This window comes from Shewanella vaxholmensis (assembly GCF_031932135.1).
Taxonomy (GTDB): Bacteria; Pseudomonadota; Gammaproteobacteria; order Enterobacterales; family Shewanellaceae; genus Shewanella; species Shewanella hafniensis.
Map to the genome: position 1 here is coordinate 16,430 of NZ_JAUOEV010000012.1, position 24,503 is coordinate 40,932.

The window sequence follows — 24,503 nt, forward strand, 5'->3', positions numbered from 1 at the left end:
AAAATTATCTTACTGCTGTTGTGATATGTCATACCTTGATAAAGTGTAAAGATTATGGAGGCATCCGATGGCAAAAAAATACAGCACCAGTGCTTTTGTTATGGATAGTGGAGAGCGTTACTGTTTAGTGATGAATAGTACCTTAAAGCTACCTGAGTTTTACCCTAACCTCTTTTTGACTACGCAAGTTCGCAACAAGAGTGACTCATTCTCCACTATGGAGGCTATCGCTAGCCATTTGGTTGTGCTTCTTCGTTTCCTAGATAGTAGATGTATTGATCTTGAGGAACGACTGCTAACAAGAAGTTTTTTACTCGAGTATGAATTGGATGCCTTACGAGACTTTACTCAACATAGGTTTGGTAGCAATGTTACCGAGCTTTCAAAAAGAGATTCATCTAAAATAGGTACACCAAAACTATTTCACAGTATTGTTAGTAACAGCACACAGTATGCCCGCCTTACTTCAATTGCTAACTATTTTAGCTGGCTAGCAAAACATTTGTTGAGTAATCCGAATCAAGAAGATGCAGATAGAATTGATTCGATAGTTGAGCGAATTAAGGCTCGTCGCCCAGTGAAAAAGGGACGTAATAATTGCCAGGATAAATCGCTTAGTGATGATCAAACTGATGCGCTTTTTGAAATCATTAGATTAGGCTCAAATTTAAATCCATTTGACATGTCCGTACAGCGCCGTAATCGATTGATGGTTCTGCTTTTGTATCACTTAGGCATTCGTGGAGGTGAATTATTGAATATTCGAATATCGGATATCAACTTCGCAGCCAACAGACTCAGAATTTTTAGGCGAGCCGATGAAAAGGATGACCCTAGAGCTAGGGAGCCGAACGTGAAGACATTAGAGAGATTGATTCCTCTAAGTTCCCATTTAGCTAAGGAACTGCACGAGTATATTGTCAATGATCGGCGATTAATTCGAAACGCCAAGAAAAACGATTTTTTATTTGTCACTCATAAGGAGGGCCCGACTGTTGGGCAGCCGGTATCCAAGTCAGGGTATCATAAGCTTATGTCGGTTGTTAGGGCTATCTCTCCTCAGCTTTATTCCGTAACTGGACACATGTTGCGTCATACTTGGAATCGTAAATTTTCCGAGAAAATGGATGCTATGGATGAGCCACTTGGAGAAGCGCGTCAAGAACAACTTCGCTCGTTCTTAATGGGCTGGAAACAAGGCTCAGGCACTGCATCTACCTATAATAAACGTTTCATTGAACAAAAAGGGCACGAGGCTGCATTACTCATGCAGGAAAAAAGTGGAACCCGCATGCCAGTAGGGATACAAAATGAAGAATGATTCCTTGCCCAGATTCTATCAAGAGTATGTTTCAGCCAAAGCTGAGGGGTATTCTTTTCGGCTTTACGACAAGGTTTGGAAACTGGATAAAAATACCACAGTATATCTAACAACAATTCACCGATATTTGTCAGGGGATATACTTCATGGTTGTCTTCAAACTCTCGCATATTACGCAACAAATCTATCCCCTGCTCATGTCAACAGTATTTCTGATCGATTACAGCATATGTTACGAGTCACCGGAGCAAACAATATATCAACTGTAATTTTGATCAATTACCGCGATTCTCTTTCTTCTGCTACCCAGTGGTATCTATCGACTATACGAGGCTTCTTTAGACGTTGGTATCGGCTTGGATACCAAGGTATAGACCAGGATGTAATCCGGTTACTTGATAGTTGGACTCTTAAGGGAAATCGTAAAGGGGATGCCGTTAAGCGTAAAGATCCGGAGCAAGGGCCGTTATCTGATTTTGAGCTCCAAGCTTTTAATGAAGGGGTGGTTCATGTTTATGAGAAAGGCGTTATTTCGCTCATGGAGCTTGCTATTTCCCTCTGTGTTAGTAATACAGGGCGCCGCCCCATACAGATATCACAACTCAGGGTTGGGGATATACTCCTTGGAAAAAACAACAAAAGGGAACCTCTTTATATTCTGAATGTACCACGAGCCAAACATCGTGGCGCATTTCGTACCAGTTTTAAAGCATTTGCTATGTCAAAAGAACTGTGGCTCATAATGTCCTCCTTGGCTAGATATTCGACAGCTCAGGTTGAGAAACAACTTGGCTTTGAATTATTGGAGGATGATAAACAACAAGTACCGCTATTCCCCGATTTTGATGTTCTTAAGGATGTTAGGTCTCTTTCTCACTATCGACAGTTATTGCTCACGGATAAACTTCATATTCCGGCTTTTTTGATAACCGATACTCTAAAGTTGGTCGTTGATGTTGCTAATATAAGATCGGAACGTACAGGTGAGCTACTACACATCACTGGCAGACGCTTTCGTTATACTACTGGGACGCGCGCTGCTCGTGAGGGATTTGGTGAGTTAGTGATTGCAGAATTACTTGATCATTCAGACACTCAAAACGCGGGGGTATATGTAAAGAATATTCCTGAGCACGTAGAACGACTGGATGATGCGGTTGGTTTTCAGTTGGCACCTTACGCCCAAGCATTTGCTGGTATTTTGATTGATTCCGAACAAGATGCGGATCGTGGCACTGACAAAAGCAGTCGTATACGAACTGATGAGGGGATGGGAGTAGGCAATTGTGGTGAATATGGTTTTTGTGGTGCCAATGTCCCAATCCCCTGTTATACGTGCATGCACTTTCAACCTTGGGTGACTGGTCCTCATGAGGAAGTGTATCAAAGTTTGCTGTCCGAAAGAGAACGCATAAAAGAACTCACAGGGGATATTGAAGTAGCGGCCGTGCTAGATCGGAGTATTATTGCTGTTGCCCAAGTTATTCAACTTTGCTCAGAAAGACGTCGAGAATTAATCCAGAATGGAGATATTTCTCATGGGTAAGGTTTTTCACTTTAGCCCTAGAGCAGCCTTAGTCGCGGAAAAGAATCTTGAGTTGTTTATTGCACAATGTCGAGATGAGTTGACCGTATTTGGTGAAGATCTCATTTGGCAAGAAAATGTTTGGCCTGGAGTTGCTGTTTTTTCAAAGCTTGGTTTCATTAGTCGCAAGCTTTCTCCCGAAATGGCAATGAATGAAAGTTACATTCATTTTGCAAAAGCATATTTGCGATACCAACAAGGTCATAATCCAACTAAAGCAAAGAATGAACTGAAAGCATTAAGAGCTGTTGAGGCTGCATTAATTCAAGTATCGGGGGACGCTGATGTATCCAATATATCCACTACTGTAATGGATGAGGCAGCACAGCTAGGGATAAGTCATTACAGTACTGGAGCTGCATATGATTGTGGCCGAGAGTTAGAAAGGCTGGCCAAGTTTCTCTCATTGAATAGTTTGATACCTAAGGGAATTAGTGGGTGGGTTAACCCGATTAAGCGACCTAGTTCATCATATCGAACAGGTATCAAAGCAAAAAAAATTCGAGAGGAAAAACTGCCGAGCAGTGATGCTTTAAGTGCATTAGCTGAGGTATTTGCTAACAATCCTAGTGATCCCAGAGATATTTTCACCTCTAGCGTCTTTGCGCTGTTGATGAGTGCACCATCGCGGATTTCTGAAGTTTTGTCTTTGCCAGTTGATTGCGAAGTAACAGAAATTGATCGAAAAGGTGTAAGCCGATATGGTTGGCGATTTTTTGCAGGGAAAGGTTATGATGGTGACATCAAGTGGATTCCATCTGTCATGGAGTCCATAGCAAGAGAGGCTATCAGACGCCTAAAAGTTCAGTCCGAATCTGCAAGAAAGTTTGCCAAATGGGTTGAAGAAAATCCGACAAAATTCTATCGCCATGAAAATTGTCCTAATGTCTCGGATAAAACACCATTGACACTAGTCCAGGCTTGCAACGCATTAGGCTTAAGCCCTAGCCGCTCATCTCTATATATGAGGGGACTGTCGGACAAAAATTATGCTCACACACTTGATAGCTTATGGAGGCATGTTGTTTATCGTTTACCAGAGGATTTTCCTTGGTTCGATAAATCAAAAGGGATTAAATTTAGCAATGCGATGTTCTCCATGTGCAAAAATGCCTTACATAAATCGAAAGGCGCTTTGCCAACCGAATTACATAGGCCAACAGGAGATTTTTTCAATAATGATTTATCTCCACGAGAGTCACTTGGTAAAGCACATAGTAGTATTTTTGATCGCCACAATTATCGAGATATCGATGGAAACCGTTTAAAGATAACATCACATCAGGTGCGTCATTTGTTAAATACAATTGCACAACGTGGCGGTCTGTCAAATCTTGAAATAGCAAAGTGGTCTGGACGAGCGGATGTGCGACAAAATCGTACATACAACCATATGACGGAATATGAGATGGTTGCAATGGCAGAACAGTTGGGAGGGGCAACAGATATTTATACTCCTCTTGGTAAAGTTGATGGCAATTTGCCTATGTGCAATGGTGTGTTTAATACATTAGAACATGCAGCAGTACATGTAACGGAGTTTGGTTTCTGTGTGCATGATTATACTTTGAGCCCTTGTGAAAAATTTAGGGATTGTGTCAATTGCACCGAGCAGGTGTGCATCAAAGGCAACGAGGAAAATCTTCAACGCATCAAAGACCGGTTATCAAAATCTGAAGATTTGCTTTTACGGGCAAAGCAAGCGATGGCTGACGATTATTTTGGTTCTGATCGTTGGTATCAATATCATGATAAAACAGTTAATCGTCTTCGAGAGCTTGTTAATATTTTGGAGGATCCCAAAGTTGAAATTGGCTCTCAAATCAAATTGAAAGGAAACGATTTCAGTCAATTACGACGAGTCATTGAAAAGAAGGCAATAGGATTTATTGATAAGAACGGGATAGATAGTGCAGAAGTTGCCATGTTCGAGGAGTTGACGTCAATGCTGGAGGGGAAACTTGGCTAAGCATCTAAGTCGGGCCGATATTAAGGCAATTGTGAATCTAATCCATGGCTGGCAAGATTATAAACTAACTTGGGCTGCAATCATTGAAGTAGCTGAGCCGTTGGTCGGAAAGCGGCCCACAAGGCAGTCTTTAAGCAGTAATGACGATATTGCCGAAGCGTATAAAATTAAAAAAAATATCTTGAAGGGAGAGGTTCAACCAAAGCCCAAGCCTTCAAGCTTAAGAATTGCTGTTGATCGAATATCCCACTTAGAAACCGAACTTGCTGAGGTTAAAGAGCAGAATCGACTTTTAAAACAACAATTCGTAGTATGGCTGTATAATGCTTATAAGCATGGCTTGAAAGAGAGTCATTTGAATGCGCCAATGCCTAAGATAGACCGTGAGCGCTCTGATGGTGAAAAGCGATAACTCTTAGACTGAGTGTATCTTGAACTTCAATATAATTGAGCTCAAACAGAGCCAGGAAAACTTTCACATGTGAAAGTTTTCCTGCTTAACCTCAAAGGCAGAGAAGATGAGTAGAACACTTGAAGACATTATTGCAGAGCAACCTCAAGAGGTTGTTTACGCCGCCGAAGAGATAGCTTCGAAACAGTTGATTCAGCTTCGTCTGCTCGAGCTACTGAAGCGTATAGGTGCTGATGCAAGCTACCAAATTGACAGTTGTACGGTCGATAGCCTACGGCGGTTGAAACAAACTGTTGAATCAGGCGGAGGAAAACTCCGTCTTCATGTTGACCTACCAGATGGCTCAAACTACGGTTTCAAACTGTGACCCCCTACTTTCACATGTGAAAGTTCGTCCCCTACCGGCTCCTGTCTAAAAATCATCCCAACCAATAAAAATTCAAGATTAAATTGAATTTTTACAGTTTAAAAGGTTAAGATCAGTTTAAACAGAGCCAACCCCGAGCACAGATATGATACGTTGCCATCTCGCCCGCCTGATGGGGGAGCGGAAAATGAAGATTTCCGACGTTTTACGAGAAACAGGGCTTAGCCGCAATACAGTGACCCTAATGTACAGGGAAACAGCTCAAAAGATAGACATTGAGGCATTGGATAAGCTCTGCCAACTCTTTGCTTGCGAAGTGGCGGATATACTTGAATTCACGGATGAATAGCGTGACACCTGTTAGAGACACCCTATGCCAGCGACGTGTCAAAATCATTAGGCGTAACCCATGACTAAAGAACAACAAATTGAGCAAGGTTTAATCGCCAAGCTACAAGACCTCAAATACACCTACCGTAGCGACATTAGCGACAAGGCTAGCTTGGAGCAGAACTTCCGTAAGAAGTTCGAAGCTTTGAACCGAGTCAACCTATCTGATGCAGAATTCAACCGCCTCCGTGAAGAGATCACCACAGCGGACGTCTTTTTGGCCGCTCAAGCGCTGCGTGAAAAGGGGAAATTTACCCGTGAAGATGGCACTCCGTTGGAATACATGCTGGTTAATCTTAAAGACTGGTGTAAAAACGACTTTGAAGTAATTAGCCAGCTTCGTATCAACACAGATAACAGTCATCACCGCTATGACGTGATTCTATTGCTCAATGGCTTACCACTGGCACAGATTGAGCTGAAGTCGCTACAGATCAGTCCTCGCAGAGCGATGGAGCAAATTGTTGAGTATAAAAACGATATTGGCAACGGGTATACCAATACTCTACTCTGCTTTATGCAGTTATTTATCGTCAGCAATGGTAACGATACGCGCTATTTTGCCAATAATCGCAAAGAGCACTTCAGCTTTAATGCCGATGAGCGTTTTCTACCGATTTATCAGCACGCAGATAAGGACAATAAGAAAATTGCTCATTTGCATGAATTTGCTGATGACTTCTTGTCCAAGTGCACGTTGGGTCAGTTGCTCAGCCGCTATATGGTACTAATACAGAGCGAGCAAAAAATGCTCATCATGCGCCCGTATCAAATCTATGCCGTTAAAGCTATTGTGGATGCTATTCACCAGAACCGTGGTAATGGTTATATCTGGCATACCACAGGCTCTGGTAAAACACTCACGTCATTCAAAGCCTCTACGCTATTGAAAGATAATCCCGATATTGAAAAATGTTTATTTGTGGTCGATCGAAAAGATCTCGATCGCCAAACGCGAGAGGAATTCAACAAATTCCAGGAAGGCTGTGTTGAGCAAAACACCAATACCGAAACACTTGTGCGCCGCATGTTATCGGAAGACTATGCCGATAAAGTGATTGTTACTACCATTCAAAAGCTTGGTCTGGCCTTGGATGAAAATAGCAAACGCAACAAGTCTCAGCAGAAAAATGGCAAACAGACCTATAAAGAGCGTTTGGAGCCGCTGCGTGATAAGCGCGTGGTGTTTATCTTTGACGAATGTCACCGATCTCAATTTGGTGAGAACCATAGAGCCATTAAAGAATTTTTCCCCAAAGCTCAGTTGTTTGGTTTTACTGGTACACCTATTTTTGACGATAATTCCAGCTATCAGCAAGTAGATGGCAACTTGGCCTCTTTCAAAACCACGGAAGACATTTTCGAAAAAGAGCTACACGCCTATACCATCACCCACGCCATTGAGGACAAAAACGTACTGAGTTTCCACATTGACTATTATGGGAAAGACGATGGTAAAGGTGGTCAAATCAAGCCTAAGAAAAAAGAACTGCCACCACCTGAAGCGGTAATAAAAGCCATTCTCGACAAACACGATAGCGCCACTAATCAGCGCCGCTTTAATGCCGTGTTAGCAACAGCATCGATCAATCATGCCATCGAGTACTTTGAGCTATTTAAAACGCTTCAAACACAAAAACAGTCTGAAGACGAAAATTTCGAACCATTGAATATCGCCTGTGTATTCTCACCCCCAGCTCAGATCCCTAAAGAGAACGATGGAACCAGCACTAGCAATGTAAACAGCAACAAGAATGCAGCGGATATCAAGCAGCTTCAGGAAGATCTGCCTCAGGAAAGTGCAGACAACCAAGAAGAGCCAGAAAAGAAAAAGGCTGCACTGGTGGCAATTATTGCTGACTACAACGCGCAATACGGCACGAATCACACCATTAACGAATTCGACCTTTACTATCAGGACGTGCAGCAGCGCATTAAAGACCAAAAATACAGCAATGCTGATTACCCTCGTAAAAACAAAATCGACATCACCATTGTGGTGGACATGCTGTTAACCGGTTTTGACTCAAAATACCTCAACACTCTGTATGTGGATAAAAACCTAAAATATCATGGTCTTATTCAGGCGTTCTCGCGCACTAACCGTGTTCTGAACGACACCAAACCTTGGGGCAACATTCTGGACTTCCGTTACCAGGAAAGCGAGGTAAACGCAGCAATTGAGCTATTTTCTGGCGGGGCGAAAGATAAAGCCAGAGAAATCTGGCTGGTCGATCCTGCGCCAAAAGTGGTTGAGGCATTCCAGAAAAAGGTGGACGAATTGCAAATCTTTATGGAGTCCAAAGGCTTAACCTGCGAGCCATCTGAGGTTCACAACCTGAAAGGTGATACGGCCAAGGCCGAGTTTATCAACCACTTTAAGGAAGTGCAGAAGCTGAAAACTCAGCTAGAGCAATACACTGATCTAGACGAAGAAAGCAAAGCCGCCATCGAACAAAAACTGCCAACAGATACTCTTCGGGGCTTTAAAGCCATTTACCTCGACACAGCTATGGAGCTAAAGCGTAAACAAGGTAAAAGTGATGACAACGAAGAATCTGTGGAGCAGCTTGAGTTTGATCTAGTGCTTTTTGCCTCCAGCATTATCGACTATGACTACATAATGGGGCTGATTGCCAAATCCACGCAAAAAACTGGCAAGCAAAAGATGACGCGCCAGGAGCTGATCGACCTGATTAGCTCCAATGCTAACTTGATGGAAGAGCGTGAAGATATTATTGCCTACATCAATAGCCTCAAGGTGGGTGAAGCACTTAATGAAAAGCAAATCCGCGAAGGCTATCAAGCTTTTAAAGCGCAGAAAGCCGCGCAGGTATTAACGCAAATTGCCGAGAAACATGGGCTGCAAACCCAAGCGCTGCAAACGTTTGTGGACAGTATTTTAGATCGCATGATTTTTGATGGCGAACAGTTAACAGACCTACTTGCCCCCATGGCGTTGGGTTGGAAAACACGTCGCTTGGCAGAGTTGGCCTTGATGGAAGATTTAGTGCCGTACTTGCAAAAGCAGGCTGAAGGGCGTGAAATTTCGGGATTAGATGCGTATGAGTAAGCAAAAGAAAGAATTGGTTCCTGAGCTTCGGTTTCCTGAGTTTGAGAAGGAGCCTAACTGGCCTTGTGTGCGGTTGAATGCCGTAGCAAAAAGGTCAACAAGTAAGAACAAGGGAGAAAAAATCACCCGTGTACTGACTAATTCTGCGGTTAATGGAGTCGTAGACCAGCGAGATTATTTCGACAAGGATATTGCTGTTAAAGGGAATCTTGAAAGCTACTACATCGTTGATAAAGGCGATTACGTCTATAACCCGAGGATATCATCCACGGCACCAGTAGGGCCAATCTCGAAGAATAAAGTTGGCAAAGGGGTTATGTCTCCGCTCTACACTGTCTTTAGGTTTAATAGCAAGACAAATGATTTCTTCGAGCAGTTTTTCAAGTCGTCTAAATGGTATGCCTATTTGCAAACTGTATCGAATAGTGGCGCTCGTCATGACCGTATGAGTATTGCTAGCAGTGATTTTATGGCCATGCCTGTTCCAAATCCTTGTGAGTTGGAACAACAAAAAATCGCCGATTGCCTCACTTCCATCGATGAGCTAATCACGCTACACACTCAAAAGCTCTACGCTCTCAAGGCCCATAAACAAGGCTTGATGCAACAACTTTTCCCTGCTGAAGGTGAAACCGTGCCCAAGCTGCGCTTTCCTGAGTTTCGTAGTACAGAGGGGTGGAGAGGTGAGGCAATTTCTAATTGCCTTGAAAAGATAATTGACTATAGAGGTAAAGCCCCGCCTAAATCGGATACAGGAATACCACTAATCACTGCTAAGAATGTTAGAACCGGTTGGCTTGATATGAGCTGCGATGAATACATCGAGGCTGGACAATATGAAGATTGGATGTCAAAGGGTATTCCTGCTGCTGGGGACGTCTTGTTTACAACTGAGGCGCCATTAGGAAATGTTGCGCTATTCCCCGCAACTGGGAAGTACGCATTAGGTCAGAGAATAATTACTCTTCGGGTGAAAGCGAAAAAATGTCTGCCCGAATTCTTATTTCAATCGCTACTTAGCCCAAGGATGCAACGTGATATTGAGTACCACAGTACGGGATCAACGGCTAAAGGCATCAAGTCATCCATATTTGTTAAGCTAAGTTTGTTTTATCCGAGCATTCAAGAGCAACGAAAAATCATAGATTTCCTTTCTTCTATTGACTCATTGATTCAAAGTCAAGATACAAAGATTAAAGTCCTTAAATCTCATAAGGTTGGCTTGATGCAAAAATTCTTCCCTGTCATGGATGAGGTGGCGTGATGGCAAAAGACTTAGCCACTTTTCAAGATCTAAGCGAGGTTGCAGCTCATCTTCGGGAAATGCTAGGCACTAAAAAGTATGTTCTCCTTTTTGCCTATAATGGTACTGGAAAAACTCGATTATCAATGGAGTTTAAAGAGCAAGGAAAGAATGATGAGAACCGGGACACACTTTATTTTAATGCGTTTACCGAAGATCTTTTTTATTGGGATAACGACCTGGAAGCCGATGAAAGTAGAGAGCTCCGATTAAATACTCGCTCACGATTTTTTGATGGATTGTTCGAGTTAGAGATGGACAATCGAATTCGTCCTCTATTGCAAGCCTATGCGGATTTTGACTTCAAGATCAAAGAAAAGGAAATCGAAATAAAAGAGGGCGATAAGGCTTATAAGCAGCTTGTCACCTATGTATCGTTCGAGCGTGAAGCTTTGGTTGATGGCAAAACGGAGTTGGTCGAAAACATCAAAATATCCCGAGGCGAAGAAAATCTCTTTGTGTGGTGTTTCTTTCTTGCCATTGTTCGGCTTGTGCTCGATAAAGAGGAGGGGTCGCCATATGCCTGGGTTCAGTATATCTACATTGATGACCCTATCTCGTCCCTCGATGACAATAATGCAATCCAAGTGGCAAATCACTTAGCTCAAATATTAAAGTCGAGCAATAGTGGCATTAAAACGATAATTTCTTCGCACCATGCACTTTTTTTCAATGTGATATGCAATGAGTTAAAACGTGGATTGAGATACATGCTTTGCAGCCATGAAGGACGAGCGAAGTATTCCCTAAAAGACACGTCAGATACTCCGTTTTTTCACCATGTGGCGTCTTTAAAAAAGTTGGCCAAAGCAGCTAAACGTAATGAGCTTTACACTTATCACTTCAGTATGTTGCGCAACATCCTTGAACGCTCCGCGAGCTTCCATGGTTTTAACGACCTGTCTGATTTTATAAAACGCGACAAGGATGATCCTGATGGTGTACTACATCATCGTATTATTCAGTTGTTGAATCACGGCGGCTATTCTCATTTTGAGCCACAGGAGATGATTGAAGAAAATAAGCGCCACTTTAAGAAGATATTAGAGAATTTTATGAATGACTATGGGTTTAATCCTGAGTTGTTCCCAGATGAACAGGAAGAAGCGCTAGCATGACAAAAGAACAATTCAATCAGCTTGGAAAAACCCTTTGGGATATTGCAGATCAATTACGTGGCGCAATGAATGCCGATGACTTCCGTGATTACATGCTGTCTTTTCTTTTCTTGCGTTATCTGTCTGATAACTACGAACAGGCGGCCAAAAAGGAGTTAGGGCATGATTACCCCGAACCGGGCAATGATGATCGTCGCGCACCGCTAGCAATCTGGTATCAGAACAACCAAGCTGATATTGCAGATTTTGAAAAGCAGATGCGGCTTAAAACACATTATGTTATTGAGCCTGCATTTCTGTGGAACAGTGTGGCCGAAATGGCACGTACTCAGCATGCGGATTTGCTGGAAACACTCTGGAAGGGGTTCAAATATATTGAAGAGAAGTCCTTCAACAGCACGTTTCAGGGTTTGTTCTCGGAAATCAATCTGCACTCTGAAAAGCTCGGCAAAAAGCCAGTTGATCGTAATGCCAAACTTTGTGCCATTATCCAAAAGATTGCCGAAGGTATTTCTGGTTTCAGTAATGCAAGGGACGATCTGGGTGATGCCTATGAATACTTGATTGGCCAGTTTGCAGCAGGTTCTGGAAAAAAGGCTGGTGAGTTTTATACACCTCAACAAGTTTCTACTATCTTGTCAGAAATCGTCACATTAGATAGCCAAGACCCGACGACAGGCCCAAAGAAAAAAATTAAACAAGTGATGGATTTTGCCTGTGGCTCAGGCTCGTTGCTATTGAATGTACGAAAAAGGTTAAGTGATGAAGGTGGCTCTGTAGGTAAAATATTTGGCCAAGAGAAAAATATCACTACCTATAACCTTGCGCGTATGAACATGCTGTTGCATGGGGTTAAAGATACCGAGTTTGAAATTCATCACGGTGATACGTTAGAGAATGATTGGAGTATTCTTAATGAGATGAATCCTGCGAAGAAAATGCAATTCGACGCCATCGTAGCTAATCCGCCTTTCAGTTTGCGCTGGGAACCGACCGAGGCATTAGGTGAAGATTTCCGCTTCAAGAACTATGGTCTTGCTCCTAAATCAGCGGCTGATTTTGCTTTCCTTCTGCACGGCTTTCACTTCCTCAGTGATGACGGGGTTATGGCGATTATTCTGCCGCACGGTGTTTTATTCCGTAGTGGTGCAGAAGAGCGTATCCGTACCAAATTGTTAAAAGATGGTCATATCGATACCGTCATTGGCCTTCCTGCCAATCTGTTCTTCTCAACGGGCATACCTGTTTGCATTCTGGTGCTCAAACGCTGCAAGAAATCAGATGACGTATTGTTTATCAACGCAGCAGAACACTTCGAGAAAGGCAAACGCCAGAACTACCTTCGAAGAACAGATGAAATGCCTAATGGAGAGTTGGGCGACATAGAAAAAATTATCGACACCTACCAATTCCGAAAGGAAGAAGAGCGATATTCCCGTCGAGTGTCTATGGAAGAGATTGAGAAAAACGGCTTTAATCTGAATATCTCACGTTATGTCAGTACAGCACAGGCAGAAGAAAGAATAGATCTGAAAGATATTCACAGTAAGCTGGTGTCATTAGAAGAAAGTATTAAGAGTGCAACTCTCACTCATAACACGTTCCTCGAAGAACTAGGACTACCACCACTTCCATTAGCCGAAAAAGACTAATTTGGAACGATGTAGCTTATAGATAAAGAGCGAGCCCCAATCATCAATATTCGGGCTCTTTTTTATCAATTTAGCCTTCAGTAAGGCAATGTTATTGATCTGCACAAGAAAATCACTGCCAAGATTATGTAAAGAATGAGCGTCCGCTTCACGCTCATAGCCGCTGTCCCGAAATTTCTACTAAGCCAACATCAGTAGCCACAGAGCAAGCGAACAATAGTGTGCGTGGGATAAACAAAAGTGCGAATGTAGTGTCTAGGCTGAGTTTACCGCGATAAGCAGCCCCTGGTACTGGATCAGATCATGCGGACTTGGGTGGTTAGCAGAAATTGCAATAAGTGGTAAAAAGTCTGCGATTGTGCTGGTGTCTGGTGACGTTTTACACCTATCAAATTGATTTGGTTTTGGGGCGTTAATGTCCGCGTGGTGTTTTGGTGCTGTGCTCAAGACTCTCGTTACTATAATGAGTTTGATTATTATCCATTCATTTTATATAGTTAATAATAGAGATTTGAGCTGAATCTCGTTTGAGTCAGGTACGTCGTTGATTTCAGGCTGGGACTACGAAAATTGTAAAGAATGTTAGCTGTCGTGATTCGATTCTTAACATGAAATTTGACATTTTCTGCATTTCCATGTCTAGTGATTTGATTTTTCAAGGCTTTTTGTTTTTTTATTGTCCTCAGGTGAACAGAAGCATTTTAATTTGCTATGAAGTACTAGCGTCAATTTAGATGCTAAAGTCGACATAATCTCATTTTTTAAAGCCTCGCAATGATTTGTGGGGCTTTTTTATGACACACACTTCTAGTTGTGACTAATTTGTAAATTAATTTATTGAGCAATATTCAGCTTTTCAATTAGAATGTTGCACGCATCACATCAAGATGATGTAACTAATAGAAAGCTATATGGCTTAGGCATTATTTATATAAAGGAATATTCCCATGGAAGAGACAATGAGTCAGGAAAGCAGTTTGTTTGTAGTGGCACACTAATTTTGGCCACCTAAATAGAGGTGATATTATTACCTCGTAGATGACTTTAGGTGAACACATGAGATCGACAACCAGAAAAACATTTAGTGCTGAATTCAAACTTGAAGCAGCCCAATTAGTCCTCGATAAAAACCATAGCATCATCGAAGCTGCAAAGGCGATGAACGTTGGTAAGTCCACTATGGATAAATGGGTGAGACAGTTAAAACTAGAACGCCAGGGTGGCACACCAAAAGCATCTCCGATTACCCCTGAACAAATTGAAATCCGTGAGCTGAAGAAGCAAATAGCTCGTCTTGAGGAGCACAATCTTATCCTAAAAAAGGCTACCGCTCTCTTGATGTCAGACTCTATGAACAATTTACGCTAATCAGCGCACTCAAGCAGAGCCACTCTATTCTCACAATTTGTAATGCATTCAAAGTACATCGAAGTAGCTATAAGTATTGGCTAAAAAGAAAAGAACATATTGATGCAGACTTTACTATTTTATGCAGTGAAGTGAAGGCCGCACATCGTATTAGTCATGGCTCTGCAGGTGCGCGAACGATAGCGCAATTAGTGACTAACAAAGGGATTGGTCTCAGTCGTTATCGAGCCCGTAATCTAATGAAAAAGCTTGGGTTATTAAGCTGTCAGCAGCCTAAGCATTCTTATAGAAAAGCGACACAAGAGCATGTTGCAATCCCCAATACGCTTAATCGACAGTTTGCAGTAACTCAACCAGATCAAGTGTGGTGTGGCGACGTGACGTATGTTTGGGTCGGTAATCGCTGGGCCTATCTAGCCGTTGTTTTAGACTTATTTTCCCGCAAACCTGTTGGATGGGCTTTGTCATTATCACCAGATAGTGAGCTGACCTGTAAAGCTTTGAAAATGGCATTTGAGTTAAGGGGTAAGCCTGAGAATGTGATATATCACAGCGATCAAGGTTCGCATTACACAAGCTTGAAATTCAGACAATTAATATGGCGTTTTCAGATTGAGCAAAGTATGAGTCGCCGCGGGAATTGTTGGGATAACGCACCAATGGAGCGTTTCTTTAGAAGTTTGAAATCTGAGTGGATACCCGCAAGTGGTTATGGGAATTTTACAGAAGCAGATAAAGAGATCACAAATTACATCACTGGATATTACAGTGAGACAAGACCCCATCAATATAATGGTGGGTTAACGCCAAATGAGTCAGAACGTTTATATTGGAATGACTCTAAAACCGTGGCCAATTTTACTTGACCACTACAGTTGGAAAGTGATGATAAGTTAACCAAGGTAGAGAGTAAAAGTCACAGTGTGCCACTGTTTCATGTATCACTGACCAAGTTAATTATCATGTTTATTGCAACCTTTGGTCTCTACCAAGTTTATTGGTTTTATAAACAGTGGCAGGCTTTAAAAAATTACTATGACTTAGATGCATGGCCAATAGCGCGTAGCTTTTTTTCTATCTTTTATACACATTCTCTATTTGTTTATATTAGTGAATACATTAAAGAAGATAATCGAGAGTATCGCTGGAATAGCTCAGCTATGGCGACATTTTATGTTGTGTTGTTAGTCGTTGGCGGAATTCTTAATCAAATTGAAACGTTGCCAATATCATTAGTTGTGGCATCAATATTTATTCCATTAGCTGTTTTATATCCGCTGTATCAAGCTCAAAAAGCAGTTAATTTTGCACTTGAATCTGTGGAATATCCTGATAATTCGCGCTTAACTTGGTTGAATTGGATATGGATTTGTCTGTTTTGTTTCTATTGGGCGATGATTATTTATGCTCTCACCTTGTTAGTTTAAATTTCTGAATATGAAAGCGGAATATATTTCTAATCACTTATATTCTGCTTTTTTAACGTCACTGCTAACATCTGGGAGCTAATACGGTTGGTATAAGCTAATTTTTAGCTTACTGAATGCTATCCTTTGCCCTATCCCCTCGCGCTTATTTTTCAAGATATTCCTGCTAAATATCAAGGCTATAAACTATTTTTAGTACGCCATAAGGTATTGATTTTGTGACTTAAAGTGCTTTAGGTACTATAGTGACTGCTTATTTTATCTGAAACTTAGGTATGCGCTTCTTAGGTTTCTTGTTTGATTTTGGGGGAAAAGTGCGAATTTTAATGAATAATTTCAAGGCGATTAGCCTGATGCGCCAGTGGCTACTGCTGACATTGTTAACTGTGGCATTACCGCTACAGGCGAGCGAAGAGCCGCTGTGGATGGGAACGCCTGACTTGCCCATGAGTGGGCGAGTCCATACCGGTGAACTTGCCAATGGCATGCGCTATTTATTAGTGAGCAATAAGACGCCCGAACAGGCCGTTATCGTCCGTATGCGGGTCGATGTGGGATCTGTGATGGAAACGGATGCCGCGCAAGGTCTGGTGCATTTCTTAGAGCACATGGCCTTTAATGGCTCGACGGGTTTGGCTGCGGGCGAGATGATCCCGACTTTGCAGCGCTTAGGTCTGAGTTTTGGCGCCGATACCAATGCTGTGACTGAGTTTCAGCAGACGGTTTATCAATTCAACTTGCCTAGTAATAGCCAAGATAGAGTCGATACTGCTTTATTTTTAATGCGTGAAATTGGCAGTAATTTACTACTCGACCCTGCGCTTATTGAGCGTGAAAAAGCGGTGGTCTTGGCTGAGCTGCGTGAGCGTAGCGGTGCGGATCTGGAGAATTACCGCAATCAATTACAGTTCTTGATGCCGCAAACATTGCTCTCGCAGCGCTTCCCTGTGGGCGAGGCCAACAGCATAAAGAATGCTACTCGTGAGGCTTTACTGTCCTTATACCAAGGTTTTTACACGCCCTCACGCACCACTTTAATTGTGGTGGGTGATATCGAGGTGGCCGCAGTTGAACAAAAGATAAAACAACAGTTTGCCAGTTGGCAGGCCGCGCCTTTAGCGGCGAAGGTGAAGCCGCAATCGATTGGCACTGTCGCTGCGCGCCAGAGCGTCGAGGCGGCGGCATTTTTCGATCCAAGCCTATCGACCTCGGTTTCACTCGGTATGCTCAAGCCTATGGCATACCCTACCGACAGCCCTGCCGTGCGCGAGCAGGAAATACTGCTCGAACTCGCCCACGGCATCTTGTATCGCCGAATGGAGTCGCAGTTGCAGCATAGCCAAGGTTTATATGGCGTTAGCCTGCAGGTTGGGGATCAATTTGATATCGCCTACGGCACTCAAATGAGCTTAGGTACGCAGGAAAATAACTGGCAAGAGGGCATAGCAATATTGGAGCAAACCTTGCGCCAAGCAAAAGAATTTGGTTTTAGTCAGCAGGAAATTGACCAACAAATCAAACGTATGCACAAAGGATATCAGCTCAGCGCTGCGGGTAGCAGTACTATCCACAGTGTGAATATTGCTGATGGGTTAGTCTACTCGGTCGCAGAAAAGCGCGTGCCTGTAGAGCCTGAATGGCAGCTGGCATTTTTTGAAAAAATAATGCCAACAGTGACGCCGCAAAAGCTAAAGCAAGTGTTTAATCAGACTTGGAACGCCACGCCGTATCTGTATCTAACCAGCAATAAGCCCATCGAAAATGTTGAAAAACAGCTTGTTGCTAGCTATGAGAAAAGCCGCAAACAAGCCGTGAGTGCACCAGCAGCGAAGGCGATTGATGAGTTCGCATACACTGAATTTGGCGATCAGGGCAAGTTAAACGCCGATAATCGCGATGCCGAAACGGGCATTCGTCAGTTGCAGTTTGCCAATGGTGTGCGGCTTAATCTTAAGCCTACTGACTTTAATAAAGGTACCACATTGGTCAGCCTCAACATTGGCTTTGGTGAAGTGCCATTCCCTGAGTTAGATGGCCTGTCTTATCTGTTTAACAGTGCCTTTGTGCAGGGAGGGCTTAAGGCCCATGACTATGGCAGTCTGCAGGATATTTTTGCTGGGCAAGATATTTCCATTAACCTAGGTGTGCGTGAGCAGAGTTTTGGCGGTGAGATCAGTACCAATGCCGCAGAATTACGTACACAGCTTGGCTTAATGACGGCCTTTTTGATTGAACCTGGCATGAATAAGCAGGCTGAGCAATTGTTCCGCGAGCAAGTGATTGCCGAGCAGCAAAGTCTCCATAGCAACCCGCAAACTGAGTTTTCTAATCAGTTTGATCGTATCTCCCACAGCGGTGATAAACGCTATGGTTATGGGGAACCAGAAGAAATTTTAAAGCGTCAGTTTGCAGAGCTGGCGCCGAGTTTCCATTCAGCCGTCGAGCAAGGAGCAATTGAAATCGCCATAGTAGGTGATTTCGACGAAGCTAGCGCCATCGCTGCTGTGGCTGAAACTCTCGGGGCAATTAAACGCAGCCCCACTAAAAATAGCCAGTCGCTAGTGCCTGTGTTCCCGAAAGTGCCCGCTAAGATGACGTTAACACACTATGGTCATCCCGATTCAGCGGCGCTGGCCATGGTGTGGCCAACAACGGATATGACTCACTTGAGCCAACATGCGGGATTGGGATTGCTGGAGCAAGTGCTCGGCATTTTATTAACGGAGAATGTGAGAGAAAAAGCGGGCGCGAGTTATTCGCCATCGGCCTTTTCTTATAGTGATTTCAATGCCAGCGGTTATGGTTACTTAGGTTTGTTTAGCGTGACGACTCAAGCCATGTTGCCAACGGTGGCCGAGTATTTCACCGCTGCAGTTAACCAAGTCAAGCAGCCGCAGGGGATTAGCGAAGACTTACTTAACCGAGCCCGCCAACCTGTGCTTGAATGGATGCAAGCCGCGCCGCAGAGCAATGGTTTTTGGTTAGATTTAGCGTCAAATGCCCAGAGCCACCCTGGGCGTTTTGCAGCGTTTAAACAAAGACAAGCGTTGGCGCAGAAGATGACACCGGCAGAGCTTAGTAAACTGGCACAGCAATATTTGCCAGCAGAGGGTAGTTTAACCATCCAAGTCCTTCCTGCACCCTTAACACCTCAGCAATGAGTGTTGGGTTCATAGAATAGAAGATTGACCATTCGCCGCCATATCCCCTGTGCTAGCCAGTGCAGGGGATATTTTGTTTCTATTCCTTCTGTTCCTTCAATTTAGGGCCAATTCCACGGCCTATATCCCTTGGTCGCAAACGGAAATACCTGTTGTCGAAAAAGCCACTCACTTAACTGCGGTCGCCCCACTACTCTAAGCGCAACTTATTTGCGAGGAGATGGGTGAGGTATATGTTGCGATATCTTTTGTGTAGTTTTTGTTTAGTGCTTCTGTATCCAACTGGGATAGATATGTACTTGGTTGGTTTACCGCAAATCGCGCAGGATTTAGGCGCGAGTGAAGCACAGTTGCATATCGCTTTTTCTGTGTATCTTGGCGGAATGGCGGCAACCATGCTTTTTGCTGGCAGCGTAGCGGACCGATTAGGGCGCAAGCCTGTCACTCTATTCGGCGCTATTGTCTTTGCCTTAGCTTCGTATTTAGGTGGTATGGCTGAGACAAGCAATCAGTTCTTACTCATACGTTTTATGCAGGGAATTGGTGCTGGTTCCTGTTACGTTGTCGCCTTTGCTATTTTACGCGACACCTTGGACGATAAGCGCCGAGCTAAAGTGCTCTCAATGATCAATGGTATTACGTGCATTATCCCGGTCATTGCACCTGTTATTGGGCATGTAATTATGCTCAAGTTCCCTTGGCAGAGTCTGTTTAGCACTATGGCTGGCATGGGACTATTAGTCTGTTTGTTATGTATTTTTATATTACGGGAGACTAAGCCTGTGCAGAGTAGGATTGAGGATGTTAATCGTCAGTTGGCGCCGCAAGAATCTTTTCGTCAGTCCTTTTTCCTCAGCCGGCTTGTTATGACGACTCTAGGTGTGACTACGATTCTCAGTTATGTCAATGTGTCTCCCATGCTGATCATGGGGCAGATGGGGTTTGACCGCGGGCAATACTCTAATGTTATGGCATTGACAGCGTTAGTGAGTATGCTGGTATCGTTCTCGACTCCTTTTGCACTTGCTGTGCTTAAAGAAAAAAGTTTGATGTTGATTTCACAGCTGTTATTTGCAGCTGCCGCGCTAGTGTTTGTGCTAACTCAGGTGCAATATTTTAGCCTTAATGTGAATTTATTAGGCTTTGGTTTTGTCTGTAGCGGATTCGCTATTGGATTTGGTGTGACTATGAGCCAAGCACTGAGCCCCTTTGCATCGCGTGCTGGGGTGGCAAGTTCATTGTTAGGTATTGCACAGGTTTGTACTTCAGCACTGTATATTTGGCTGATGGGATTAATAGGTATTAGTCCACTTAACATATTGTTGCTGATATTAGCCTTGGGCTCTGTTATCAGTACCTTACTCATATTATGTGTGCCTACAGCACCGAGCGTTTATCTAGATGAAGAAATCACTCGCACGTCTTGACCTTAATCTATTGTTTACTCTACAACTTCTCTTACAAGAGCGGAGTGTGACTAAGGCCGCTAAAAAGCTCAATGTCACCCCATCAACCGTGAGTAAATCCTTGGCGAAATTGCGTGATTGGTTTGACGACCCACTATTCATTAAAACGCCTCAGGGATTGCAGTTAACGCCATTGGCCCAAAGCATGGAGCATGACTTAGCCGATTGGTTACAAATGGGCAAACAGCTTATGGGCAAGCGCGGGGACGATATGGCAAAAGGGCTCAGTTTTGAGCTAATGCTTGAGTCACCTTTGTCGCTCATTATGCTTAATCAATTAACGCAGGCTATTTACCAACACTACCCTGATGCAAAAGTGAAAGTACGAAATTGGGATTATGATTCTCTGGAGGCCATTATTCGCGGTGAGGCTGACATAGGTTTTACAGGCCGAGAAAGTCATCCTCGTTCCAAGGAATCCCTTGATTTATTACCGTATTTTATCGATTTTGAGGTTTTATTTACCGATCTTCCCCAGGTGTATTTACGCCGCGATCATCCCGCCTTGCAGGAAGAGTGGAATATAGACACTTTCTTAAAATACTCGCATATCAATATCTTGTGGGAAAAGAGCGAAACCTGGGCCTTAGATGATGTACTTATTGAGCTTGGTTTAAGTCGCAATATAGTACTGACCTTGGCCAGCTTTGAGCAGTCACTGTTTGTCGCGGCAGAGCCTCACCACAGTATGATGGCAATCGCGCCGCAATATTGTGAGCAGTATGCCCACCAATTACACCCTGACTTAGTCAGTCGTCCTATCCCGATAAGTGGCGAATATCTTGATAAACTTGCCATTCCTTTTACCTTGATTTGGCATAAGAGAAACAGCCACAACCCCAAAATCACTTGGCTGCGAAACAAGATAAAAGCAATTTATCAACAGCATGATTAAGGTTTCTATTTACTGCTTTCACTTTGTTGGGGAATACCCAATTGCTGGCAAATATATTGGATACACAATTCTTGCTGTTGGCACCATAGCCCATAACTGACGGGGATAAGTTTAATCCCGGCGCGCTGTAACAGTTTATACAGTTCAATATCGAAAAAGTCCGCCCATGGCCCTGGGTAACCGATTAAATCTATTGCTAAATATTGGTTACCATAGCGGCACAGAATGTCCAGTTCTAGCCCCGCCATATGGTAGGCGCGCCAGACTGTTATGCCTTTTGCTTCAATCGCGAGTGCCACCGACTGGCCGAAGCTATCGAGGGCATCGACATAATTGTGCGCCGCTTGAAATTGGCCCGCCGATGTTAAGTAAGTTGCCAGTAAATTATTGTTGGGGAGCTCATGCGCTTGTACCGATAAAAATAGCCACTGCATTTGTTTAGCGCGGGTGATGGCGACATTGAACATATCGGCTCGATTTAAATACACGGCGGCGCGGCTGTCGTTGGCCGTAATGCTAAACGACAGCAGCATGATATCGCGCTCTTCCCCTTGAAAACCAAAGGGCGTGGCAATCCTCAATTGATGACGTTCTATTTGTTGTGCGCTAAAGCGTGCGAGGATCTGCTGGGATAAATACTCAGTTTGATTGCGAAAACAGGAGAGCACACCAATGCTGGCGGGCACTAATGTATTCATTTGGTCATCAATCAGTTGTGATAACTTTTGAATTAATGCCTCCGCTTCTAGTCTGTTAACTCCCTTGCTATCCCGCGCGCCTGTCACTTGTATTCTATGTAAGTGTCCTGAACTCGTGCAGGGTCTGTGCTGCATAATTTTCAGCATGCCTTGATAAAACTGCTGATTACTAAATTGGATCAGCTCAGGTTTACTCCGAAAATGCTCATTTAAAAATACCACTTGGGATTGGCTCGCAAGGGATTGTGATACTAAGTCGAGCATACTGGCATCACGGTAGCTCATTAGGCCGCGGCAATCCGCAGCAAGTCCGAGTTGGGTTTGGATTTGGGTTTGTTTTGCACGGGATAAAAACGAGAAATGGCGCAGCTGTTTACTGTCGCCCACCACCAGTGCCGCTTTTGCCCGCTGTAAGGCCGGTAAACAGGCGGCAATATTGGCTTGGGTGGCTTCATCAATAATCACTAGATCAAACATTTGCTGCTCCATGGGCAGCACTTTATGCAAGCTGGCAAGGCTAGATAACCAAATGGGAAAGGTTTGCTTTAAGGCATCAAAATCCGTTTTGTAGAAACCGTCGAGTTGCTTAGCGGACTGCCGAGCGCGAAGTGCACTGGCAAAACTCACCAGTGTACTGCGCTTATGTTTGAGTAATTGGTTTAATCGATAGTGAGTGGCCAATTGTAAGTATTTGAGGCTTAAGTCTTCTTTTTGGGCGATGAGGGCGGTTAATTTATCGAGCACATCCCATTGCTGAGCAAACTGTTTGATCCCGGCACGGTAAGCCCAGTTGTAAAATCCTAAGCGCCAGCGCGATTGTCCTTGTTGTAAGGTCGCCAGTTTTTGGCCGCGACGTATGGCGTGTCGGCAATGGTGAATAAAACCGGCTTCCATTTTGGTTTGCTCGCGAGTCACAGTATTAAGTTGCTGTTTTGCATTGAGTAGTAGGATATCCGAGAGGGTTTCAGCAGTCGCAGGATGCTGACCATGCAGCATTTCATCTATCTGGTTTTTAAGGACTTTAATAAATTGCGGCGAGCCGGCGCGAATAAGGCTGCTCCCAAGCTGGAATTGTTGCTGCAACTTATCGGCAATCACATCAACGGCAACATCGGTGTGGGCGACGATGAGGACAGATTTACCCCTTAATACCTGCTCCGCCGCCACTGTGGCTATGGTGTAACTTTTACCCGTTCCCGGTGGACCCGATATTTGCCCCAAAGTTTGATTGGCCGCCACCTTTAAGGCTTGAATTTGTGCGCGGCTTAATAGCCCAGGAAGGTAATTCTCTTGGGTATCGACATTGTGACTAACTGAATCTCGAGTTGGCGCTTGCCCAAACAGCGCTTGAAGCGGCGCAGAGTGTGAAGGCGCTGTGATGAGATTGTCGAGTTCGTGCAATATGCCGCGACTTGCCTGCGAACGCTCTGCAAGAATAATTTGGCTGCGACTAACCATAAACCGCCCACGTTTACGGCATAAGCCAGTGAATTCAGTCTCATCGATCAGCTTGGGAAAATGCAATAAATGACTGGTATCAACATCGGCTTGGCCCGCCCGCAGCCAAGCTATCCAGCCACTGACATCCGTTGGATTATCGCGTAACTCTTGACTTAAGCTGTGTCCTTCAACGACTAATTTTTCTAACAGGGCTTCATTGATGGTGAATGGCCCGCCGCCAGAGAAGCTGTTATTAGATTCGAGGTAAATGTTATCGCCATCGGCCTGCAATTGGCATTCGCGGTACAGCAATGGCGTGACGACTTTACGTTTTTCGCCATTAAGCTCGACAGTGCCGCAGAAAAACAGACAAGAGTGCAATAATATTTTTTCACGTAGATACAAGGCACTACGCGCCATTAATGCGGAGGCAGGAGCAAATGGCACCGGCAAGCGAGGCAGAAAGCCACTGCTTAACTCGTCTTCACCTTGGAGCAATAGCTTTTCTTGCTCAGCAAGTTTGTGGCTAGACCAAAGGTTAATTTCAGCACTATCGTGTTGAAAACACTGTTTGTAGTAGTTAAGAATCCCTTGCAAACCCTATCCATCCCAAAGGCTTAATTGGCGGTGCGAGAGTAACTCAATCGCATAAGTCGAACAAGGTTTGCACCAACTGTGGATGATTTCTCCATGGTCGCAATAGCCTAAAAGAGAGGTATTCGATATGCCAGCCTTATTGCTCTGGAGCGGAAGCGTTTTTGTAGATGTGAACTAAGGTATCAGCAATCGCATTTGTATCAATTAAGGGCCCGAAAAGTGGCGTTTGTATCAGTATTTTGTGTGTTATTGAAATGTTTG

Annotated in this window: 16 protein-coding genes; 15 read left to right on the plus strand and 1 reads right to left on the minus strand. The window is 43.8% G+C overall.

Annotation, left to right across the window (positions count from 1 at the left end; all coding sequences use genetic code 11):
* The first annotated feature begins 67 nt into the window (after positions 1–67).
* The 15 genes from Q4Q46_RS11805 (at position 68) to yidZ (ending at position 21,507) form a co-directional block, all read left to right on the plus strand.
* Positions 68–1,321 (plus strand): tyrosine-type recombinase/integrase, encoded by a 1,254-nt coding sequence (locus Q4Q46_RS11805; RefSeq protein WP_208249073.1) that lies wholly within the window; start codon positions 68–70, stop codon positions 1,319–1,321.
* Positions 1,311–2,867 carry a site-specific integrase gene (locus Q4Q46_RS11810; RefSeq protein ID WP_259483750.1) on the plus strand — a complete coding sequence of 519 codons (1,557 nt, stop codon included), beginning with the start codon at positions 1,311–1,313 and terminating at the stop codon, positions 2,865–2,867. Before Q4Q46_RS11805 ends, Q4Q46_RS11810 begins: the two co-directional genes overlap by 11 nt.
* A complete protein-coding gene (locus Q4Q46_RS11815; protein ID WP_259483748.1) occupies positions 2,860–4,875 on the plus strand; it encodes an integrase in 2,016 nt (671 codons plus the stop codon). Before Q4Q46_RS11810 ends, Q4Q46_RS11815 begins: the two co-directional genes overlap by 8 nt.
* Positions 4,868–5,287, plus strand: a complete 420-nt coding sequence (locus tag Q4Q46_RS11820; RefSeq protein ID WP_259483747.1) for a hypothetical protein — start codon at positions 4,868–4,870, stop codon at positions 5,285–5,287. Before Q4Q46_RS11815 ends, Q4Q46_RS11820 begins: the two co-directional genes overlap by 8 nt.
* A 106-nt stretch (positions 5,288–5,393) precedes the next feature.
* On the plus strand, positions 5,394–5,654 hold the full coding sequence (locus Q4Q46_RS11825; protein ID WP_208249053.1) for a hypothetical protein: 261 nt from the start codon (positions 5,394–5,396) through the stop codon (positions 5,652–5,654).
* A 145-nt stretch (positions 5,655–5,799) separates the two neighbouring features.
* Complete coding sequence (locus tag Q4Q46_RS11830; RefSeq protein ID WP_026027839.1) at positions 5,800–6,003, plus strand: helix-turn-helix domain-containing protein; 204 nt, start codon at positions 5,800–5,802, stop codon at positions 6,001–6,003.
* 60 nt (positions 6,004–6,063) lie between these two features.
* Entirely contained in the window at positions 6,064–9,117 is a 3,054-nt protein-coding gene (locus Q4Q46_RS11835) for a type I restriction endonuclease subunit R (protein WP_311906026.1), read from the plus strand.
* Positions 9,110–10,381, plus strand: a complete 1,272-nt coding sequence (locus Q4Q46_RS11840; protein ID WP_259483745.1) for a restriction endonuclease subunit S — start codon at positions 9,110–9,112, stop codon at positions 10,379–10,381. The genes Q4Q46_RS11835 and Q4Q46_RS11840 overlap by 8 nt, the downstream gene beginning before the upstream one ends.
* Positions 10,381–11,538 (plus strand): AAA family ATPase, encoded by a 1,158-nt coding sequence (locus Q4Q46_RS11845; RefSeq protein ID WP_259483744.1) that lies wholly within the window; start codon positions 10,381–10,383, stop codon positions 11,536–11,538. Before Q4Q46_RS11840 ends, Q4Q46_RS11845 begins: the two co-directional genes overlap by 1 nt.
* Positions 11,535–13,190, plus strand: coding sequence for a type I restriction-modification system subunit M (locus tag Q4Q46_RS11850; protein ID WP_259483743.1), 1,656 nt, complete (start codon positions 11,535–11,537; stop codon positions 13,188–13,190). The genes Q4Q46_RS11845 and Q4Q46_RS11850 overlap by 4 nt, the downstream gene beginning before the upstream one ends.
* 1,056 nt (positions 13,191–14,246) lie before the next feature.
* Positions 14,247–15,424 (plus strand): IS3-like element ISSba5 family transposase gene (locus Q4Q46_RS11855; RefSeq protein WP_311906027.1). Its coding sequence is split into 2 segments (ribosomal slippage): positions 14,247–14,505 and positions 14,505–15,424, totalling 1,179 coding nucleotides; the frame shifts between segments, so codons are not numbered across the junction.
* A gap of 96 nt (positions 15,425–15,520) precedes the next feature.
* Positions 15,521–15,985 (plus strand): hypothetical protein, encoded by a 465-nt coding sequence (locus Q4Q46_RS11860; RefSeq protein WP_311906028.1) that lies wholly within the window; start codon positions 15,521–15,523, stop codon positions 15,983–15,985.
* Positions 15,986–16,338: 353 nt separating this feature from the next.
* A complete protein-coding gene (locus Q4Q46_RS11865) occupies positions 16,339–19,146 on the plus strand; it encodes a M16 family metallopeptidase (RefSeq protein WP_311906068.1) in 2,808 nt (935 codons plus the stop codon).
* Positions 19,147–19,379: 233 nt separating this feature from the next.
* Positions 19,380–20,573: an MFS transporter gene (locus Q4Q46_RS11870; RefSeq protein ID WP_242326194.1), complete on the plus strand. Its 1,194-nt coding sequence runs from the start codon at positions 19,380–19,382 to the stop codon at positions 20,571–20,573.
* On the plus strand, positions 20,548–21,507 hold the full coding sequence (gene yidZ, locus Q4Q46_RS11875; protein WP_311891431.1) for an HTH-type transcriptional regulator YidZ: 960 nt from the start codon (positions 20,548–20,550) through the stop codon (positions 21,505–21,507). The genes Q4Q46_RS11870 and yidZ overlap by 26 nt, the downstream gene beginning before the upstream one ends.
* Before the next feature lie 5 nt (positions 21,508–21,512).
* Here the strand turns inward: yidZ and Q4Q46_RS11880 are convergent, their stop codons facing one another.
* A complete protein-coding gene (locus tag Q4Q46_RS11880) occupies positions 21,513–24,242 on the minus strand; it encodes a DEAD/DEAH box helicase (RefSeq protein ID WP_311906029.1) in 2,730 nt (909 codons plus the stop codon).
* Positions 24,243–24,503 lie beyond the last annotated feature (261 nt).

What these genes read in the sequence shown, in the direction of transcription:
- Q4Q46_RS11805 (WP_208249073.1), top strand. Translation starts at nt 68, where the DNA reads ATGGCAAAAAAATACAGCACCAGTGCTTTTGTTATGGATAGTGGAGAG.
- Q4Q46_RS11810 (WP_259483750.1), top strand. Translation starts at nt 1,311, where the DNA reads ATGAAGAATGATTCCTTGCCCAGATTCTATCAAGAGTATGTTTCAGCC.
- Q4Q46_RS11815 (WP_259483748.1), top strand. Translation starts at nt 2,860, where the DNA reads ATGGGTAAGGTTTTTCACTTTAGCCCTAGAGCAGCCTTAGTCGCGGAA.
- Q4Q46_RS11825 (WP_208249053.1), top strand. Translation starts at nt 5,394, where the DNA reads ATGAGTAGAACACTTGAAGACATTATTGCAGAGCAACCTCAAGAGGTT.
- Q4Q46_RS11830 (WP_026027839.1), top strand. Translation starts at nt 5,800, where the DNA reads ATGATACGTTGCCATCTCGCCCGCCTGATGGGGGAGCGGAAAATGAAG.
- Q4Q46_RS11835 (WP_311906026.1), top strand. Translation starts at nt 6,064, where the DNA reads ATGACTAAAGAACAACAAATTGAGCAAGGTTTAATCGCCAAGCTACAA.
- Q4Q46_RS11840 (WP_259483745.1), top strand. Translation starts at nt 9,110, where the DNA reads ATGAGTAAGCAAAAGAAAGAATTGGTTCCTGAGCTTCGGTTTCCTGAG.
- Q4Q46_RS11845 (WP_259483744.1), top strand. Translation starts at nt 10,381, where the DNA reads ATGGCAAAAGACTTAGCCACTTTTCAAGATCTAAGCGAGGTTGCAGCT.
- Q4Q46_RS11850 (WP_259483743.1), top strand. Translation starts at nt 11,535, where the DNA reads ATGACAAAAGAACAATTCAATCAGCTTGGAAAAACCCTTTGGGATATT.
- Q4Q46_RS11860 (WP_311906028.1), top strand. Translation starts at nt 15,521, where the DNA reads ATGTTTATTGCAACCTTTGGTCTCTACCAAGTTTATTGGTTTTATAAA.
- Q4Q46_RS11865 (WP_311906068.1), top strand. Translation starts at nt 16,339, where the DNA reads ATGCGCCAGTGGCTACTGCTGACATTGTTAACTGTGGCATTACCGCTA.
- Q4Q46_RS11870 (WP_242326194.1), top strand. Translation starts at nt 19,380, where the DNA reads ATGTTGCGATATCTTTTGTGTAGTTTTTGTTTAGTGCTTCTGTATCCA.
- yidZ (WP_311891431.1), top strand. Translation starts at nt 20,548, where the DNA reads ATGAAGAAATCACTCGCACGTCTTGACCTTAATCTATTGTTTACTCTA.